At 43.9% G+C, this 18,526-nt stretch carries 15 protein-coding genes; 8 read left to right on the top strand and 7 right to left on the bottom strand.

The window, feature by feature from the left end:
- Positions 1-329: 329 nt before the first annotated feature.
- The 4 genes from L2744_RS20155 to L2744_RS20140 all read right to left on the bottom strand — a co-directional run bounded on the left by L2744_RS20155 (position 330) and on the right by L2744_RS20140 (position 4,775).
- Positions 330-1,289: a glycosyltransferase gene (locus L2744_RS20155; protein ID WP_248993561.1), complete on the bottom strand. Its 960-nt coding sequence runs from the start codon at positions 1,287-1,289 to the stop codon at positions 330-332.
- Between the two features lie 163 nt (positions 1,290-1,452).
- Positions 1,453-2,538 carry a CDP-glycerol glycerophosphotransferase family protein gene (locus L2744_RS20150; RefSeq protein ID WP_283104050.1) on the bottom strand — a complete coding sequence of 362 codons (1,086 nt, stop codon included), beginning with the start codon at positions 2,536-2,538 and terminating at the stop codon, positions 1,453-1,455.
- A gap of 24 nt (positions 2,539-2,562) precedes the next feature.
- Positions 2,563-3,648: a glycosyltransferase gene (locus L2744_RS20145; protein WP_011787475.1), complete on the bottom strand. Its 1,086-nt coding sequence runs from the start codon at positions 3,646-3,648 to the stop codon at positions 2,563-2,565.
- 83 nt (positions 3,649-3,731) lie between these two features.
- On the bottom strand, positions 3,732-4,775 hold the full coding sequence (locus tag L2744_RS20140; RefSeq protein ID WP_011787474.1) for a glycosyltransferase family 9 protein: 1,044 nt from the start codon (positions 4,773-4,775) through the stop codon (positions 3,732-3,734).
- 98 nt (positions 4,776-4,873) lie between these two features.
- Between L2744_RS20140 and L2744_RS20135 the strand changes: the two genes are divergently transcribed.
- Positions 4,874-5,626, top strand: coding sequence for a 3-deoxy-D-manno-octulosonic acid kinase (locus L2744_RS20135; RefSeq protein WP_248993560.1), 753 nt, complete (start codon positions 4,874-4,876; stop codon positions 5,624-5,626).
- A gap of 50 nt (positions 5,627-5,676) precedes the next feature.
- Here the strand turns inward: L2744_RS20135 and waaA are convergent, their stop codons facing one another.
- Positions 5,677-6,942: a lipid IV(A) 3-deoxy-D-manno-octulosonic acid transferase gene (gene waaA / locus L2744_RS20130; RefSeq protein WP_248993559.1), complete on the bottom strand. Its 1,266-nt coding sequence runs from the start codon at positions 6,940-6,942 to the stop codon at positions 5,677-5,679.
- Between the two features lie 142 nt (positions 6,943-7,084).
- Between waaA and L2744_RS20125 the strand changes: the two genes are divergently transcribed.
- The 5 genes from L2744_RS20125 to glpG all read left to right on the top strand — a co-directional run bounded on the left by L2744_RS20125 (position 7,085) and on the right by glpG (position 11,510).
- Positions 7,085-7,732 (top strand): TetR/AcrR family transcriptional regulator, encoded by a 648-nt coding sequence (locus L2744_RS20125; RefSeq protein WP_248993558.1) that lies wholly within the window; start codon positions 7,085-7,087, stop codon positions 7,730-7,732.
- A 286-nt stretch (positions 7,733-8,018) separates the two neighbouring features.
- Positions 8,019-9,212, top strand: a complete 1,194-nt coding sequence (locus tag L2744_RS20120) for a glycine C-acetyltransferase (protein WP_248993557.1) — start codon at positions 8,019-8,021, stop codon at positions 9,210-9,212.
- A gap of 11 nt (positions 9,213-9,223) precedes the next feature.
- The gene (gene tdh / locus L2744_RS20115) at positions 9,224-10,249 is read left to right on the top strand and encodes an L-threonine 3-dehydrogenase (RefSeq protein ID WP_248993556.1); all 1,026 of its coding nucleotides are present in this window, start codon (positions 9,224-9,226) and stop codon (positions 10,247-10,249) included.
- 110 nt (positions 10,250-10,359) lie between these two features.
- Positions 10,360-10,665, top strand: a complete 306-nt coding sequence (gene glpE / locus L2744_RS20110; protein WP_006084745.1) for a thiosulfate sulfurtransferase GlpE — start codon at positions 10,360-10,362, stop codon at positions 10,663-10,665.
- Positions 10,662-11,510, top strand: a complete 849-nt coding sequence (gene glpG / locus L2744_RS20105; protein WP_248993555.1) for a rhomboid family intramembrane serine protease GlpG — start codon at positions 10,662-10,664, stop codon at positions 11,508-11,510. The genes glpE and glpG overlap by 4 nt, the downstream gene beginning before the upstream one ends.
- Positions 11,511-11,574: 64 nt before the next feature.
- On the opposite strand, the gene elbB is transcribed toward glpG, so the two are convergent.
- Positions 11,575-12,231, bottom strand: a complete 657-nt coding sequence (gene elbB / locus L2744_RS20100) for an isoprenoid biosynthesis glyoxalase ElbB (protein WP_248993554.1) — start codon at positions 12,229-12,231, stop codon at positions 11,575-11,577.
- Between the two features lie 386 nt (positions 12,232-12,617).
- On the opposite strand from elbB, the gene polA reads away from it, so the two are divergent.
- Positions 12,618-15,386, top strand: a complete 2,769-nt coding sequence (polA, locus tag L2744_RS20095; RefSeq protein ID WP_248993553.1) for a DNA polymerase I — start codon at positions 12,618-12,620, stop codon at positions 15,384-15,386.
- Positions 15,387-16,232: 846 nt separating this feature from the next.
- Here the strand turns inward: polA and yihA are convergent.
- Positions 16,233-16,892, bottom strand: coding sequence for a ribosome biogenesis GTP-binding protein YihA/YsxC (gene yihA, locus L2744_RS20090; protein WP_248993552.1), 660 nt, complete (start codon positions 16,890-16,892; stop codon positions 16,233-16,235).
- 169 nt (positions 16,893-17,061) lie between these two features.
- Here yihA and L2744_RS20085 point away from each other — a divergent pair, with 169 nt between their 5' ends.
- Complete coding sequence (locus L2744_RS20085; RefSeq protein WP_248993551.1) at positions 17,062-17,685, top strand: c-type cytochrome; 624 nt, start codon at positions 17,062-17,064, stop codon at positions 17,683-17,685.
- Positions 17,686-18,526: the final 841 nt, after the last annotated feature.

Raw genomic sequence — 18,526 nt, 5'->3', positions numbered from 1 at the left:
CAAGTGTTCAAACAGTGACATAGGGAATAGGTCGTTAGCATAACATGCTTGCTCTGATCCTGTTTAAGCCTAAAAGTTTCCGTTAGTTAACAAAGTATGATCCCGCCCTGCCTCGATCTGATTGATCATTTGTCTAGAACTATCAATCGTAAAGGACTTGGGCATGAATAGTATCGAGCATTCAAGGCATAGTAGCTGCGTGAACTTTATAGTGCATCGTAGGGCACATTATTTATACATTTCAGCATAAAAATCAAATTATTAAAGTCACTCGACTAGAAAATCCATCCTAGTGTAGATCTAAAGCTAACTAGGTTGATTTCATCTTATTATAGCCGAGCTGTTCTCATTAACTTTTTATAAGCTATATACAGATAAATACGATGTCCACGCCATGTAAGCAAGCCCTTAGCATCTAGATCTCTTAACTCTTCAGCAAAAGCTTGCAACATTGCAGCTCTCTGTTCTTGATCTGCTTGTTTACACTTTTTAAATTGATAACTTAAAAGAGGTCGCATTAGGTTATTTTTTATATGTTTTAATTCCTTGCTGCCCATACTTTTTTTATAAGTTTCATATATTGAATCTATTGCTATATGATAATCATTAATAATTTTCAACGTCGGTTTTTGTTGCGTTATCGACTCTTCAAACTTCGTATATAAATATAACGGCGTTGGAATAATTACGGTTTTAGGACGTTTAGCGATGACGGAAAAACTAAATGAAATATCTTCATAATGTATTCCAGGGATAAAAAATATATCTTTTAGCAATTCTCTTTTATAAAGTTTATTCCATACAACTGAACCTATTTTATTATGACGTTTACTTTTATGATATAAAGGATCTGTGATTATTACTGCATCTATTTTTTTGAGATCAAATATCTTATCTGGTTTCCCTAAGCCATTAGAGTAAACCCTTTGCCACACGACTAAATCAGCTTGATGTTTTTTTGCCAAAAGGAAAGCTATTTCTAATGTCTGTGGTTGTATCGCATCATCAGGATCGATGAAATATACATAATCCCCTCTAGCCGAGCTTAAACCAGCATTACGAGCAACTGATGGACCTTGGTTGACTTGGTTAATGACTTTAATTCTATTATCATTTTTTTCATATTCTGCTAAAATCAAGTCACAATTATCTGGTGAACCATCGTTAATACAAATAACCTCAAAATCATTATAGGTTTGGGCCAGTACACTATTCAAACACCTTTCTAAAAACCTCTCAACCTTATAGATAGGAATAATAATTGATATTATAGGTTGCATTTTTGTCATTACCACATCCCTTTAAATCCTAATAAATTTGGTTTTCAACTACTGACAAGACCATCGAATATCATAAAATAATTTCGCACTCAAAATATTATACAATAACGATAACACCCTACAGTTTATTATGAATATTCAACTTAAAAAAACATAAACATTATAAAAATATTTAGCTACAAAACTTCCAATAACCTAGCTTGCGTCGCATTTTAAAATGCCGCAATAAGTTCAATGGCTTAGGTTTAAGCCAATCGGTGCCCTTATCAATGAGTGCATCTGTGGCAGCCAAAACACGCTGACTAGATTGACCATCACCCGTTGGGTGGATCTGACTGCAATAATCGTGAATATGCACCATTAAATCGTCAGGCCGGCTCAGGGCGCGCACTAATGCAGATTCAATATCCTCAACTCGACTAATATCGATTAAATAATCCTTCGGTGACTGGTTTTTAAAGGTGACTACTGGCTTATGTTGCATCAAGAACATCAATAGAATCGATGATGTATCACACAACATCACATCCCCAGCTTGCAACAATGGGATCACATTATCGGTTTCAACAAACTGTAAATTCTCATTCTCCAATGCCTTGTATTGCTCGACAATACTAGAATTCATCTTGGGATGAAATTGCACTAACCATCGCCATTGACTCTTTTGCGACAGCGCTTTAATTTGCTCAAACACCACAGGAGCACAGGTCAAGCTTCTGGAGAAGGTCGAACAAAAAAGCACAATAGGTCTTGGATCATCATGTTTAATATACGGATTTTCTTTGTTTTCAAGAAATAGTGGATCAAGCGCTGGCCAACCCGTTTCGGCTACAGTAAAAGTTCCAAACGTCTTCACAAGCTTTAGAAAAGGCAGGGTCGTCGCGGGACCTTGAGTACAATATAAGTCAAAACAGCCTCGAATTTCGAAGTGATCCTCGCGGCCCTTGTGATTCATTTTTCCCGCATTAAAGCCATGAAATACACCGACTTTTACGCCAGGAATAAAGCTAGGCACCACGTTACCAGGAACAAATACCGCGTCGGGTTTCCATGCTTTCACAGCATCAACATTGGGTAATCGTTGCTCATAGTCTCTCAGAAACTTAGGATCAACCTCGTCCCCTTCTAAAAACCAGCTCACCTCATCGCCTCTATCCCAAATAACTTGTTGTAGCGGCCTTAACATCGCATAGGAATAGTTCTGCGCTATGTACAATAAGTAACGTCTTTTGGCTTGTTTAACTTCTTCCACAAGCATGCTCCTAAAACACAAACGAATAAATTATTTTGCCAACGCTAAATATTGTTCGGCAATTAAGGTCGCATCGACTTTGGCCAAAATCTCAACCTGCTCGAGGGATGGCGGCTGGCTAACAACCTCGTCTATCATTTTGGACAACGCTTTTGGATCGCGACGCGGTACGAGATAAGACACTAAATTTCCAGTTAAAATTTCATTCGGCCCATGAGGGCAATCCGTACTCACAACAGGAGTCCCACAAGCTAAAGATTCAATCAAGACTGTCGGTAGACCTTCAAAATCTGAGCTGAGCACTAATGCCTTAGCCTGCTTAATCCATGGAAAGGGATTGCTTTGAAAACCGGGGATAATCAAACGTTTTTCAATACCGAACTTTTTCGCCGCTTTAATCGCTTTTTTGTGGTTATGACACAAGAGCACTACAGGAAGTTGATTTCGCGTTAGCTTAAGGGCTTCAAACAACACATCATGGCGTTTTTGCTTGGCAAAGCGGCCGACATGAATAAGATAATCACCCTTAGGAATTTGTGGATTATCTTGCTGTGATTGAGATGTGATTTCATTAAATTCAAATGGATTATAGATAGTCTGCATAGATGCTGGATGCAAGCGGCCTTTATCTTTGATCTCTTTTGCTATGCCATTTGAGACTGTAATCAAATGCTGACCATTGAGCGCTTTTTTAGCTCTTAACTTCTTAAAATAAGCAAACGGCCCCAATTTGAATTGGCGACTAAGCTCTTCTTCTACTGAAGAATGGACTATGACATAAAGTGGTGAAACATCTGTTTTGGTCATCATCAAATTGGTTTTATCTAAGTTAGATAAAAACAAGTCGAACTTACCCACTTGAGATTCGATTTCAGCGATTTTTGCGCTGAGTTTGTGTACCGAAGCATTTAATCGCCCAAAATGGTCGAAATCTTTATCCTTAGGGGCAAAACATTGATGAATGGGTAAGTCTTCCGGCGTTTCATAATACCGATTATCTTCCATGACTAAAAAATGCGGTTCATGCCCTAGCCGAATAAATTGCTTGGCTAAGGTAATCATGACTTTTTCGGCTCCGCCACCCGCTAAACTGTCGATGGCAATGGCTATCCGCATGATTTATCTCCTAAACGATATTCTAAATACCAACCGCTAATGCAGCGATACATCAAGAGTGCTGAAGAATGCACTACAATGTCTTATCTGAGTGCCTGCTCAACCACAAGTTCAAACTTCTCAATTACTGCTTCAACACTAATCAATACCATCAAGTTCTGGCCTTTCGCACGGGTTCCCCACTTCACCTCGTCGCGATGCTGGGATGCAATTGCCTCTTCATAGACACTAACCACATATTGCTGTGATAAATAAGGCCCGGTACGCCCAGGGTTTGAATGGGCATATAAACCTATCACAGGCGTGCCTTGAGTTACTGCCATATGAGCAGGCCCCGTATCTGGCGCTAATACTAAGCTTGAACGTTTTAACAGTGCCAATAATTGAGTTAGACTGGTTTTACCCACTAAATTATCGATTTTTGAAGGGCAAGCTAACAAGATTTGCTCGGCTAAATCCTTTTCAAGTTGAGTCGGGCCACCACAAAGGATGACCCTAAAACCTTTAGAAATCGCATGACTCGCCACTGCAGCATAGCGCTCAGGTAACCAATTGCGTTCCGCCTTACTGGCTGCGGCGCAAATCATAAAGACTCTTTCATTGTCTTTAATGTGCATTTGCGCAAACTCGGTGTCGGCAATTGGCACAGGGATATTCCACTGCGGAGTAAGATCTTTAACACCTATTGCCTTTGCAAATCCCATAAAACCTTCAAGCACATGGGGCTTAGCCAAGGGCTCAACCCTATGATTAGTCACCAGCCACTGGCCTTCTTTAGCGCGAGCACGGTCAAAACCTATGCGCACTTTTGCCGAAATAGCCACCGAAGCCAAGGTCGCACGCAGCGCCACTTGCATATGCAGTAGCACATCAAAATGTCGCCCTTTTAGGGCTTTGCGCAAATTAAAATAACTGCGCCATCCTTGGGATTTATCAAAAATAACAAACTCAATACCGGGTAAATGTTTTAGCAATTGATATTCAAGCTTGCCTATCACCCAAGTAATATTGAGTTCGGGATATTGCCGTTGAATCGCCTGCACCATAGCCACGGCATGGCATACGTCACCGATAGCAGATAGCCGAAGCAGACAGAGTGAATTCATGCTATTTGGATTTAAACTCATTGGGATTGAAGCTCATGGCTTTTTAGGTTATTTGGCGCAAGCCAACGATCTTAATGTAGAATGCCCCTAGGTGCCACGCTTAAGTCAACAAATCTCCGATGAACGACCAAATAAAAATCATAAAAACCGCTAATGGCCATATGGCACTTTGCCAAGGAATATCTGAAGCTATCACCCCAGCTTGGTTCTCCGTGGACTTTTGGCGTACAAAAAATGCCGTTGTCGGCTCATCCAAAGGCCGCTATACCACTTGGTTTGTGGCATGCGAGCACAGCCATTGGGTGTTACGTCATTATTGGCGTGGCGGCTTAATGGAAAAATTTAGCAAAGATGCTTACGTTTATACAGGTCTCGCCAATACCCGCGCTATGGGTGAACTACGCTTATTAGACATTTTGTATCGCGAAGATTTTGCCGTACCTAAACCCATTGCCGCCAATATAGTGCGCGATGGATTATTTTACCGCGCCGATATCATTATCGAGCGGGTCGAAGGCGCCGAAGATTTAGTCGCCAAACTCGGCAAAGGTACAATGAGTACAACACAGTGGCAGGCGTTGGGTGCCACTATTGCGCAATTCCACCAGCGCGGTGTGTACCACGCCGATCTCAACGCTAAGAATATCTTATTTCAGCCAATGCAGGCTGAAGGAACACAAGAACGCTTCTATCTTATCGATTTCGACCGTGGTGAGTTAAAAACACCTAGCTCGCAGTGGCAGAAATCGAATCTAGACCGACTGTTACGCTCCTTCAATAAAGAGCAAGGCAAATTACCAAACCTAGCCTTCAACGCTGATAACTGGACCTCACTAATGCAAGGCTACCAAGCTGCAATGCAAAACACTTAAATTCGCCAGCTTTAGGTATATATCTGCTCAATAGCGCTTAATTAACAGAATTAATGGCTTAATAAGGATTGTACCAGTGTGAATTGCCGCTCAAGTGCACCGCGATTTGCCTCAACCACAGCTAATCCCGCGTTAGCAGCCTGTTGACGTAGCTCTGGCTCTGCAAAATATTCGATCAAGTTAACCCCTAACTCATCTGCCGAGACCACGATTCTTAGCCCTCCAGCATCGGCCAACATTTGGGTAATTTGGGCAAAATCTCGGTAATTTGGCCCAACCATAACAGGTATACCCATAGCAATAGGTTCCAATGGATTGTGACCACCATGTTGAATCAAACTCCCGCCCACAAAGGCTTGATCCCCCGCGCCATAAAAAGTTAAGAGTTCGCCCATAGTATCGCCCACCAGCACTTGAGTCGTTACTGTAACGGGCTGATCATCACTGCGCCGAACAAATTCAAAACCTTGACTCGCAACAACCTCGACAACGGCAGTAAACTTTTCCGGATGGCGCGGAGCTATGATCAGCAAAGCATCGGGCCATCGAGCTAATAATTGCCTATGGGCCGCGAGTATGGCGTCAAATTCACCTGGGTGCACACTGCCCGCAACCCAAATTGGCGAGGTTTCTCGCCCCCAAGTCTGGCGTAACAACTTAGCATTGGCTAAACGTTCTGGGGTGATGCTGAGATCAAACTTCAAGCTTCCGCATACAGTCACTCTCTCTGGCGAGACACCTAATTCGATAAAACGCTGCGCTTCCACTTGAGTCTGCGCCGCAATGACATCGAGTCGTTGCAACATAGGTCGACTGAGTTTAGGGCGCTTAGCATATTGCGCCGCCGACTTTGCCGATAGGCGAGCATTAGCCAACATCAAGCGTACACCTCGTTTTGCCGCAATGGCGACTAAGTTAGGCCACAGCTCAGTCTCCATAATCACGCACCACTTGGGTGAGACTTGGCTTAAGAAACGCTGCACACACCAAGGTAAGTCAAAGGGTAAATAGCAATGCTGCACCGAGTCACCAAAGGCTTTGCGCACTTCGGCGGATCCCGTTGGACTGGTTGTTGTGACGGTAATACTCAGTTCTGGGAGTGATTGCTGGATCAAGCGGATCAATGGAATGGCTGCGAGTGTTTCCCCCATAGACACTGAGTGGATCAATAAATCCGTCGATTTGAGTGTTGTTAAGCCAAAACGCTCCCCCCAACGACCGCGGTAATCAGGGCTTTTAATAGCACGAAATGCTAAATAGACGATTAGCAAAGGGGATAATAAATATAAGATCGTGGAATAGAGAAAACGATTCATGAAAAACGTGCTTATGGGTTTTGCCTGATGAATAGCGGCAATGTTAGCATATGCACCAAATTAGGGATAATTTACCAGCAGTGCGGCGGTCGTTGGTTAGCTCTCTCTATTATGTGGCGTTCACTAGCAATTTGGATAACTTATGAAAACCCGCGACAAAATAATCTATGCCAGTCTTGAACTGTTCAACGAGCATGGCGAAAGAAACATCACCACCAATCACATTGCCGCTCACCTGAATATGAGTCCCGGGAATCTTTATTACCATTTTCGCAATAAAGAAGACATTATTCGCTCTATTTTTAGCTTGTATGAAAACCACCTCGAATCCGGTTTTCAGCCCTATGAAGATAGGCTAGCCGATGTCGAGCTGTTAATCGGCTACTTCGATGCAATGTTCTATACCCTATGGCAATTCCGCTTTATGTACGCCAATCTTGCAGATATTCTCGCCCGTGACGAAGAGCTAAAAAAGCGTTATCTACACGCCCAGCAGCAGGTATTAACGCGCTCGAGCCATGTGCTCCACAAACTTAAGCAAGATGGCTTTTTAAGTGTTGATACAAACAAAATCACGCAGCTAGCGGATACCATCAAGATGATCGTCAGCTTTTGGATTGGTTACCAACTCACTCAATCCAGCACGTCGACCATCACTAAAGCGACCCTCTATGAAGGCGTTTTAAGGGTACTGATGATTTTTAAAGCCTATGCAACACCAACTTCAGTTGCAACTTTTACCCGTCTTGAGCAGCATTACCACGCGCTAGCGGATCAAGAGTCCCTATAGAATCATCCCCAACGTCGATGCTGGGAACTCGCATTCGGTACTAGCCTCAAAGCAATCTTAGCGCTGAAAGCGAGCCAATATTTCGCGCTAAATCCATCAAGCCTGTACTCAGCCCAACAGTGGCAAGCTTATGTTGCACATTAGTTTTTATAATGTAAAAACCACTTTAGCCCTAAACTAATTTATCTTGCTAACCTGCATAAAAAAAGGCTGTAGGCCGATTAGGTTTAGAGTTAGAATGCCGCCACTCCCAGAATCAGAATAAAGTTAACTAAGGAGATATCAGGTGGCCTCTACCTCATTCTACGCACAGATTAATCAACAGCTTGCAGACATCAAAGCCGAAGGCTTATACAAAAGCGAGCGTGTTATTGCCTCACCGCAACAAACTGCCATTCAAGTTAATCACCAAGAAGTTGTTAACTTTTGCGCTAATAATTACTTAGGCCTCGCGAATCATCCTGAGCTAATTAAAGCCGCCCAAGCAGGCTTAGACAGTCACGGCTTTGGGATGGCGTCGGTGCGCTTTATTTGCGGCACCCAAGATATCCATAAAAAGCTAGAAGCTAGCCTGAGCGAATTCCTCGGCATGGAAGATACAATTCTGTACTCTTCATGTTTTGATGCGAACGCAGGTCTGTTCGAAACCTTATTAGATGCAGAAGATGCCATCATTTCCGATGCGCTAAACCATGCTTCTATCATCGACGGCGTACGTTTATGTAAAGCCAAGCGTTTCCGCTATGCCAACAACGACATGGCCGATTTAGAAACTCAGTTGGTTGCAGCGAAAGAAGCGGGCGCCCGTAATATCTTGATCGCCACCGATGGCGTATTCTCCATGGACGGCGTGATTGCTAACCTGCAAGGTGTATGTGATTTAGCCGATAAATATGGCGCACTGGTGATGGTCGATGACTCGCACGCGGTAGGCTTTATTGGCGCAAATGGTCGTGGCACCCACGAATATTGCAATGTGATGGGCAGAGTCGACATCATCACAGGCACCTTAGGCAAAGCCTTAGGCGGTGCATCGGGCGGTTTCACTTCGGGTAAAAAAGAAGTCATCGACTGGTTACGCCAGCGTTCACGTCCTTACCTATTCTCTAACTCATTAGCGCCGTCAATCGTCACTGCGTCTATCCATGTGTTAGAAATGCTTAAGTCCGGCCAAGCACTGCGTGAAGCAGTATGGGAAAACAGCCGTTATTTCCGTGAGCACATGTCCGCAGCAGGCTTTACCTTAGGCGGCGCCGACCACGCGATTATCCCCGTGATGATTGGCGATGCGAAACTAGCGGGCGACTTTGCTAACCGGTTATTAGAAGAACATATCTACGTTATTGGCTTCTCTTTCCCTGTTGTTCCTAAGGGACAAGCTCGCATTCGTACGCAAATGTCAGCGGCACATACCCGTGAGCAACTCGACAAAGCGATCGACGCCTTTACCCGTATTGCCAAAGAAATGGGCATTATTTAGGACTTAAGACAATGAAAGCACTAAGCAAGTTAAAAGCCGAAAAAGGTATTTGGTTAGTCGATGCGCCTAAGCCAGTCATGGGCCACAACGATCTACTGATCAAAATTAAGAAAACCGCGATTTGTGGCACCGACATGCACATCTACAACTGGGATGAATGGTCGCAAAAAACGATTCCAGTACCTATGGTTGTTGGCCATGAGTATGTTGGCGAAGTGGTTGATATCGGCCAAGAAGTCCGTGGTTTTAACATAGGCGACCGTGTCTCTGGCGAAGGTCATATCACCTGCGGCCACTGCCGTAACTGCCGTGCTGGCCGCACTCATTTATGCCGCAACACCTCAGGTGTCGGTGTGAACCGTGAAGGTTCATTCGCCGAATATCTGGTTATTCCAGCCTTTAACGCCTTTAAAATTCCTGATGATATCAGCGATGATTTAGCGTCCATCTTCGATCCGTTTGGTAACGCTGTGCACACTGCACTGTCATTCGATTTGGTCGGTGAAGACGTGCTGATCACAGGCGCTGGCCCCATCGGCATTATGGCTGCGGCCGTATGTCGTCACGTCGGTGCTCGCCATGTAGTGATCACAGACGTCAACGAATACCGTTTAGAGCTGGCCCGTAAAATGGGGGCCACTCGCGCAGTGAACGTGTCTAAAGAAAGCCTGAAAAATGTGATGAAAGAACTCGGTATGACCGAAGGTTTTGATGTCGGGTTAGAAATGTCTGGTGTACCATCGGCCTTCCACGCCATGTTAGATACCATGAACCACGGCGGCAAAATCGCTATGCTCGGTATTCCAGGTGGCGAAATGGCCATCGACTGGAGCAAAGTGATCTTCAAAGGTTTAGTGATTAAAGGTATCTACGGCCGTGAAATGTTCGAAACTTGGTACAAGATGGCAAGTCTTATCCAATCGGGTTTAGATATTTCACCCATCATCACTCACCACTTCAAGATTGATGATTTCCAACAAGGTTTCGATGCCATGGGCTCGGGCCAATCGGGTAAAGTGATCCTCAGCTGGGATTAATCCTCCTAGGATTTAAGAACCTTACCTAGATAGGGGCTGTACACTCGCAGCCCCTTGTTGCACACTTATCCCACCTTGATTTCCATCTCTTAGCTTTGTCAGGTTTTATTATGTCTTCCTTTAAACACTTAAGCGTTAATCAATTACTGCAAATGACCGAAGCACAACCGGTGCAAATCGTCGATATCCGCGATGGCAACAGCTTCACCAATGGCCATATTGCTGGTGCAACCAATCTGAATAACGAAAACCTAGCACAATTTATTAGCCAAGCCGATATGGATAGCCCACTTGTGGTGGTTTGTTACCACGGCATGAGCAGCCAAAATGCGGCGCAATATTTATGCGAGCAAGGTTTTGATGACGTTTACAGTCTAGATGGCGGTTATAGCGCCTGGCATGAGGCAAATGCATGATAGAGATAGGTCGACTCCCCAACAGTAGAGCCGCGCAGGCATTTGTCGATTACCTTAAAGGCCAACATATCGACTGCCAAATCGAGCCACAAATGCAGGGAGTCGCCATTCTGGTTATCCATGACAAAGATGCGGAGCAAGCCCGTAAAGAGTTTGCCCACTTTATTGCTCACCCTTACGATAGCAAATATCTACAAGCCTCGTGGGAGCATGGCGATACTCAGACCAAACTCGATTACGGTGCCCCTTCGCTGCAGCTCTTTACCCAATTTATTACTGGTGCAGGTCCCGTCACGCTCGTCGTATTTGCACTCTGCGTCGTTATTTTTGCCGCGATGCACTTAGGGTTTGCCAACCAAACCTACGAAGCGCTGTCCTATTTTGGCGCTGTACCTCATTCAGAGTTCAGCCAGTTCTGGCGTGTTTTTACCCCCAGCCTGCTGCATTTTTCCGCCATGCACGTCATCTTTAACTTGCTGTGGTGGTGGTATTTAGGCGGACGAATCGAAACCCGTATCGGCACGGCTCCCCTGCTAATTTTACTGTTAGTGGCGGGCACACTGCCAAACGTTATCCAATACTATGTCAGTGGACCTAACTTCGGCGGCCTATCTGGTGTTGTGTATGCAGTGGTGGGATACACTTGGATCATGGGAATACGTAAACCCGCAGCAGGCATAGGCTTACCACCGTCATATATGGGATTTATGATGATTTGGTTGGCACTGGGATTCACGGATCTTCTAGGGGTTTCCGTTGCTAACGGCGCCCACATTGGCGGCTTACTCATAGGTTTAGCCCAAGGTTTCTTCGATAGTCGCAAGCCATCCGCTTCAACTAGATAAGCACCAAGGTAAATCCATAGACGGATTTACCTTGGTCTAACCGCTTACTCAACTTAAGCCAGATTTATTTTGTAAGCTCTAGCACTTTTGCGACCAGTTTTTCGATTCCCGAATACGCCTCTGCTATATTACCCGCCAACATATAGGCTGGGGTGCTCACAATGTTATTCGCCTCATCAACCACAATATCGAATACTGTAGCCGCTTGATGAGAACCGCCCATCAGATTAAAAGCTGCAACCGTGTCGGTATCACTACCAATAGTTCCCTTTGCGCCATGGCCATATAAACGCGGGATCATCATAGGTGCGATACAGATAAAACCAACGGGCTTTTTCGCTAAAATAAACTCATTGATAAAATCACTCACCAACGGATTCACCTCACACTCACTGCCATTGGTCGCGAAATTACAGAGGTTTTTAGCCGCACCAAAACCACCTGGAATAATTAATGCGTCAAACTGTGCTATATCTAGCTCGGTTGTCGCTTTAACCTCCCCACGGGCAATACGCGCCGACTCCACCAGCACATTACGAGTCTCAGCTGCATCGACTTCCCCAGAAAAATGATTTACTACATGCATTTGCTTGATATCAGGAGCAAAACATTGATAATGTGCGCCCGCTTTAGACAGAGATAATAGGGTTAAAACCGATTCATGGATCTCTGTTCCATCGAAAACACCGCACCCGCTGAGTAACACTGCGATTTTTTTCATTAAAAATATCCCTCTTATGTTATTTGGTTTTAACAAACTGCAAACAAATTGGTTGATCTGATTAAAAATCGTGCTAACTTAATTCGTCGAATCTGAGCGATGTCGAAAATTAAGTCAATCTCCGGTGTATTCTACGGAGTCAATAAAAAATCCACAAATTAGGAAGATTTTTCAAGAAACAGTATTGAACTCACAAAAATCATTTATAAGCATAAAAATCAGCAACTTAAAAATATCGCATCAAGTCGTACACAAGGCCATTATTCACAGTTGACTTTTTCACTCACAGACTTATCCACAGGCTGAGAGTTAATTTGCCATGGCTGAAATAGTGCTTCTGTGGCATGCTAACCGCCATCTAAGTCATCGATAAACGAAAAAAACTTATGCCAACCATTGCAAACAACCCACTTGTCCTTGTGGATGGATCTTCTTATTTATACCGCGCCTATTATGCGCCTCCTCACCTGACAAACTCAAAGGGCGAAGCAACGGGTGCCGTCTACGGCGTAGTAAATATGTTACGCAGTCTATTGAGCCGTTACCAACCGAGCCATATAGCAGTCGTATTCGATGCCAAAGGTAAGACCTTCCGTAATGATATGTACAGCGAATACAAAGCACAGCGTCCACCGATGCCAGATGATCTTCGCTCACAAATCGAACCCCTACATCGGATAATTCACGCACTTGGTTTGCCTCTTATCTCTATCCCTGGCGTTGAAGCCGATGACGTTATTGGCACCATCGCCCGCCAAGCAAGCCTTGAAGGACGGGCAGTACTTATCAGCACTGGCGATAAGGATATGGCCCAATTAGTAGATCAAAACATCACGCTAATCAATACCATGACTGATACCATCATGGGCCCAGAAGAAGTAACGGTTAAATTTGGTGTCGGTCCAGATCGTATTATCGATTTACTGGCACTTATGGGTGATAAAGCCGATAACATTCCAGGTTTACCCGGAGTTGGAGAAAAAACTGCGCTGGCGATGCTCACTGATGCAGGTAGCGTTAGTAGCTTATTAGCAGAACCAGAGAAAGTTGCGGAGCTCGGCTTTAGAGGCTCTAAAACGATGGCAGCAAAGATCATTGAAAATGCCGACATACTCAAGCTTTCCTACGAACTGGCCACAATCAAAACCGATGTCGAATTAGCACAAGACTGGCATGAGCTCACAGTCAAACCTGCAGATAAAGACGAATTGATCAAATGTTACGCTGAGATGGAATTTAAACGTTGGTTAGCTGAAGTCTTAGATAATAAAATTACTGCAAATACCTCTATTAACGCGACCGCGACAGAGACGCAGGAAGAATCAACCTCAGATGAAGCAATTGCAACCCAATACGACACCATTCTCACGGAAGCCGAATTAGACGCTTGGATTGCTAAGCTTAAACAAGCCGACTTAATGGCAGTCGATACTGAGACCACCAGCTTAGATTACATGGTGGCCGAGTTAGTCGGCATGTCCTTTGCCGTTGAAGCTGGCAAAGCGGCTTATCTACCCTTAGCCCATGATTATGTTGGCGCGCCGACTCAAATCGATAAAACGGTCGCGCTAGAAAAACTGCGTCCACTGCTTGAAGATCCAAAGATCAAGAAAGTCGGTCAAAATCTTAAGTACGACATTAGCATCTTAGCCAATGCAGGAATCAAACTGCAGGGTGTCGCTTTTGACACTATGCTCGAATCCTATGTTTTTAACTCAGTCGCTTCACGCCATGATATGGACGGATTAGCGCTCAAGTATCTAGGTCATAAAAACATAGGCTTTGAAGATATTGCAGGTAAAGGAGCGAAACAACTCACCTTTAATCAGATCGCCCTTGATACTGCTGCCCCATACGCTGCAGAGGACGCGGATATTACCCTGCGTTTGCATCAGCACCTATGGCCAAGACTGGAAAAAGAACCCGAACTTGCCTCTGTCTTTACTGATATTGAACTGCCATTGATCCAAGTACTGTCTGACATTGAACGCCAAGGCGTATTAATTGATAGCATGTTGCTTGGCCAACAGAGTGACGAATTGGCGCAAAAAATCGATACTCTAGAACAGAAAGCCTATGATATCGCAGGCGAAAAATTCAATCTTGGTTCGCCTAAGCAGTTGCAAGTACTGTTTTTTGAAAAACTAGGTTACCCAATCACCAAAAAAACACCAAAGGGCGCGCCATCGACCGCGGAAGAAGTATTAGTCGAATTAGCCTTAGATTTCCCACTGCCAAAGGTGATCCTCGAACATCGCAGCCTATCTAAGTTGAAGAGCACTTACACGGATAAACTGCCACTGATGGTCAATGCCAAGACTGGGCGCGTACACACTAGCTATCATCAAGCTAATGCGGCAACAGGGCGCTTATCGTCAAGCGAACCAAACCTACAGAATATTCCTATTCGTACCGAAGAAGGCCGCCGCATTCGCCAAGCTTTTATTGCCCCGCAAGGCCGAAAAATCTTAGCCGCGGACTACTCACAGATTGAGTTACGTATTATGGCGCATCTATCCCAAGATGCAGGTCTACTAAAAGCCTTCGCCGAAGGCAAAGACATTCACAGAGCTACCGCTGCCGAAGTGTTTGGTACCGACTTTGATGGGGTGACTACGGAGCAGCGCCGCCGCGCCAAAGCCGTAAACTTCGGCCTCATTTATGGCATGTCAGCTTTTGGTTTAGCGCGTCAGCTCGATATTCCGCGCCATGAAGCCCAAACCTATATCGACACTTACTTCGCCCGCTACCCTGGCGTATTGAGATATATGGAAGAAACGCGCGCTGGAGCTGCCGACTTAGGATATGTTTCAACACTATTTGGTCGTCGCCTCTACTTACCGGAAATCCGCGATCGGAACGCTATGCGTCGCCAAGCTGCCGAACGCGCCGCGATCAACGCACCAATGCAAGGCACTGCCGCTGATATCATCAAAAAAGCAATGATCAGTATCGCCGATTGGATAAAAACAGAAACCCAAGGCGAAATAGCGATGATCATGCAAGTACACGACGAACTGGTATTTGAAGTCGATGCCAATAAAGCCGAAATGCTGAAAAAAACCGTCTGCGACCTTATGGCTAAAGCGGCAAACCTTGATGTAGTCCTGCTCGCAGAAGCTGGCATAGGTGATAACTGGGATGAAGCCCACTAATCCAACAATCCGACTCAACAAGCTTAAATAAAAACTTTCTAAATCATTAAGATGGAAAGAAAGATAAACCTGAATCTATCATAGCATTCAGGTTTATCTTATCGTCCGTCAATGCCTTAAACAGCCCACACCATACGATAAGTCGAAATGTACGCGAGTTCTTACTTTCGAACGCTAAAGCCTAACCAAAATTTTAGAGTAAAAACATTAAATTCGAGGGACTGATCTTTTTTGTATAAAAATTTCTATTAATTTATGGAAAACAGGGCATTAAGTACTATATTTGAAATTTTCAGATCAAAATAAGATGTTTTTTCACGCACAACTTGAGATCAAACGCACATAATTACCTCTTTTTTGAAAAAACTGTTTTCCATTTAAAGATAAATGGCGTATTATTCTCTGCGTAGGGTACAGAGGTTAAGATGTTCTATCTTTCAGACCTTTATTTCACTTATAGTGATGAGCCAAATTCTGGCGCCTCAGCAACTTATTTGCTGAGGCTTTTTTTTGCGTCTTTTTCAGATTAAATCTCAAACAAAATTTAGAGTATTTACTTTAATAAAAGGTAAATTCCATGTATGCTGTCTTTATTGAGAACCATTGAAGCTAATTTAATGGTGCTTGAGTCTTGTTGAATTTAGCTTCTCCCCAAAAGAGCTAACATTATTTAGGCCGATAACACTGTTATCGGCTATTTTTTTACCTGAAATTCAGAAAGTTGGGGAAAATGCGGCATTTGGGGATGAAGAAGATCGAGGCAAGCAAGTCAGAGCAAGCATACACAGCCACTTACACCGAAGATTTTATATACTCTTTGGTCAGGCTGTGTACCTCATCAACTTATTATTCAGAGGGATTCGCTGTATCTAACTCATCCGTCAACCACTGTGGATGGCACCATTCATTTAAGATACTCAACACCTTAGGTTTCCCAGTCCCCTTCAAAGAGGAGAAGGACTCAACTTGAACCCAATCGCCAAAATCCGCTAGTGCTTTACGTACTTCATTAACCGTTTTCATTTTGGCACTTTGGGCTAATTTGTCCGACTTTGTCAGTAGGGCTAATACTGGGATCTCACTGGCAACCGCCCACTCGATCATCTGCATATCCAAGTCCTTTAAAGGATGGCGAATATCCATTAACACCACTACGCCACTTAAACAGGCACGCTTCTGCAGATATTCACCAAGCGCTTGCTGCCATTTATTTTTCATTGCGAGTGGTACTTGTGCAAAACCATAACCTGGTAAATCTACCAATCGTCGCTGAGAATCGAGTTCAAAGACGTTAATTAGCTGAGTTCGTCCAGGTGTCTTACTGGTTCTTGCTAAACTTTTTTGCTCAGTTAATGCATTGAGTGCACTAGACTTTCCAGCATTAGAGCGGCCAGCAAAAGCAATCTCAACACCAACATCGCCGGGCAGATATTGATCCAAGTGTGCAATGTCTGGTGCACTAATTAAAAACTTCGCCCTGCGAAAATCTATATGAGATTCAATCACTATTTACTCCAAAATATTTTCTGCGCAATACCATAATTAATGAAGAATTGCTTACTTTTCCACGTTTTCGTGTAAAATATTACCCCGATCACATTAAACACATTTTACCACGCTTGCGGGTCACCCTAGTAAGCTCAGGATAATAATCTTAACCAGAAGTTGGAACGCCATGAAAAAGTTAGCTCTTGCGCTGTCTGTTGTAGTTGCCGCCATATCTTCACCTGCGATTGCTGAAGGTAATGCTGAAGCGGGAAAAACTAAAATTATCGTCTGCTCTGCCTGCCACGGCATGGACGGTAACAGCATGATCGATATGTACCCTAAGCTTGCTGGCCAACACGGCACTTACCTCCAAAAGCAACTACACGATTTTCGTAGCGCAGCACAAACTGGCGGCAAAAATGGTCGTATGGATCCTATCATGGGTGGTATGTCTATTGCTCTAAGCGATCAGGATATTCTCGATATTAGCGCATATTTTGCGAGTCAAACCGTTCAAGTTGCTGAAGTGAAGGATATCCCTGAGCTCGGAGCTCAACTCTATAAAGGTGGTGATGTATCCCGTGGAATTACAGCCTGCATGGCATGTCATGGTCCAGATGCAAAAGGTGCTGAATTAGCTGGTTTCCCGAATCTTGCAGGCCAACATGCAAACTACATCAAAATCCAACTCACCAAGTTTCGTGATGCTGGCCGCAATAATGACTTAAATGGCATGATGCAAGATGTAGCCAAGAAGTTAAATGATAGCGATATTGATGCGCTATCTAAATATCTATCTAGCTTGAAATAAGCAAACCGTAGAAAAAAGGGTGTTTTATCACCCTTTTTTACGTCAAATAGTTTACGTGAACGTAAACTGCGGAAGATTCGAGCTTGACATAGATCACGTATTTAGGTTTAATTAGCCCCGTACCGAGATAAACCCATCTGTTTGTACAAAAATTTTAATCATAACTTGCAGTTTTCGGTATAATTAACATTCAAGATATAAGAATAAAAAGACTCAATAACAATAATATAATTAAGACTACTCTCTAATAATAACAAGAGTCGTGGTTTCACGTTGAAATCCAAGTCAGTACATTTTTGTAAGGGATGGCCGATAACGCCAATTTGCGAAAGCAAAACGCCTTACACTCAGGGTAATTTGCCCCATCAGGACACAGTTTGAATGATTCAAACCGTAGCAAAGGAAGCTAATTAGCTTAGGATGCACTGGCTGGAAGCTTGTTATCATGGGAAGGTACTTAAATAACATGGATGGTTAACTTAACGTCAATGATGACGCAGCAATAAAGATGTGTCTTGAGACCATCTACGGAAACTGTGGTCAGGATGGCGACAGAAATAAACTAAGAGTCTGGAAGACCAATAACAAAAATGTTGCAGGGAAAGCAGTAAAAAAAAGAAGGATACCGACCGGGAAAGTCGCATAGCAAGTACGGATACTTGGAGTCAGATAAAGTGCTAGATGCACTGTTTATAAGGCGGCAGTTTAACTGCCGCCTTTTTTCTTTGTTGTGACCCGTCCTAAATAGCGTTGACACTTTTCAAACTCATTTTGGAGAGTGTAATGACTTCAACAATTAAACGAACTCAACGTGATTATTCCCTCGCTTTTAAATTGGCCG

The organism is Shewanella profunda (assembly GCF_023283765.1).
In the GTDB taxonomy this organism is placed as follows: domain Bacteria; phylum Pseudomonadota; class Gammaproteobacteria; order Enterobacterales; family Shewanellaceae; genus Shewanella; species Shewanella profunda.
The sequence above is the reverse complement of the archived record's forward strand: the minus strand, read 5'-3'. Positions and strand labels throughout refer to the sequence as shown.

Bases quoted from the DNA above. Each gene is read 5' to 3' on its own strand.
- L2744_RS20135 (WP_248993560.1), top strand. From the start codon at position 4,874: ATGAACGACCAAATAAAAATCATAAAAACCGCTAATGGCCATATGGCA.
- L2744_RS20150 (WP_283104050.1), bottom strand. From the start codon at position 2,538: ATGCTTGTGGAAGAAGTTAAACAAGCCAAAAGACGTTACTTATTGTAC.
- elbB (WP_248993554.1), bottom strand. From the start codon at position 12,231: ATGAAAAAAATCGCAGTGTTACTCAGCGGGTGCGGTGTTTTCGATGGA.
- L2744_RS20125 (WP_248993558.1), top strand. From the start codon at position 7,085: ATGAAAACCCGCGACAAAATAATCTATGCCAGTCTTGAACTGTTCAAC.
- L2744_RS20085 (WP_248993551.1), top strand. From the start codon at position 17,062: ATGAAAAAGTTAGCTCTTGCGCTGTCTGTTGTAGTTGCCGCCATATCT.
- glpG (WP_248993555.1), top strand. From the start codon at position 10,662: ATGATAGAGATAGGTCGACTCCCCAACAGTAGAGCCGCGCAGGCATTT.
- waaA (WP_248993559.1), bottom strand. From the start codon at position 6,942: ATGAATCGTTTTCTCTATTCCACGATCTTATATTTATTATCCCCTTTG.
- tdh (WP_248993556.1), top strand. From the start codon at position 9,224: ATGAAAGCACTAAGCAAGTTAAAAGCCGAAAAAGGTATTTGGTTAGTC.
- glpE (WP_006084745.1), top strand. From the start codon at position 10,360: ATGTCTTCCTTTAAACACTTAAGCGTTAATCAATTACTGCAAATGACC.
- L2744_RS20145 (WP_011787475.1), bottom strand. From the start codon at position 3,648: ATGCGGATAGCCATTGCCATCGACAGTTTAGCGGGTGGCGGAGCCGAA.
- L2744_RS20140 (WP_011787474.1), bottom strand. From the start codon at position 4,775: ATGAGTTTAAATCCAAATAGCATGAATTCACTCTGTCTGCTTCGGCTA.
- polA (WP_248993553.1), top strand. From the start codon at position 12,618: ATGCCAACCATTGCAAACAACCCACTTGTCCTTGTGGATGGATCTTCT.
- L2744_RS20155 (WP_248993561.1), bottom strand. From the start codon at position 1,289: ATGACAAAAATGCAACCTATAATATCAATTATTATTCCTATCTATAAG.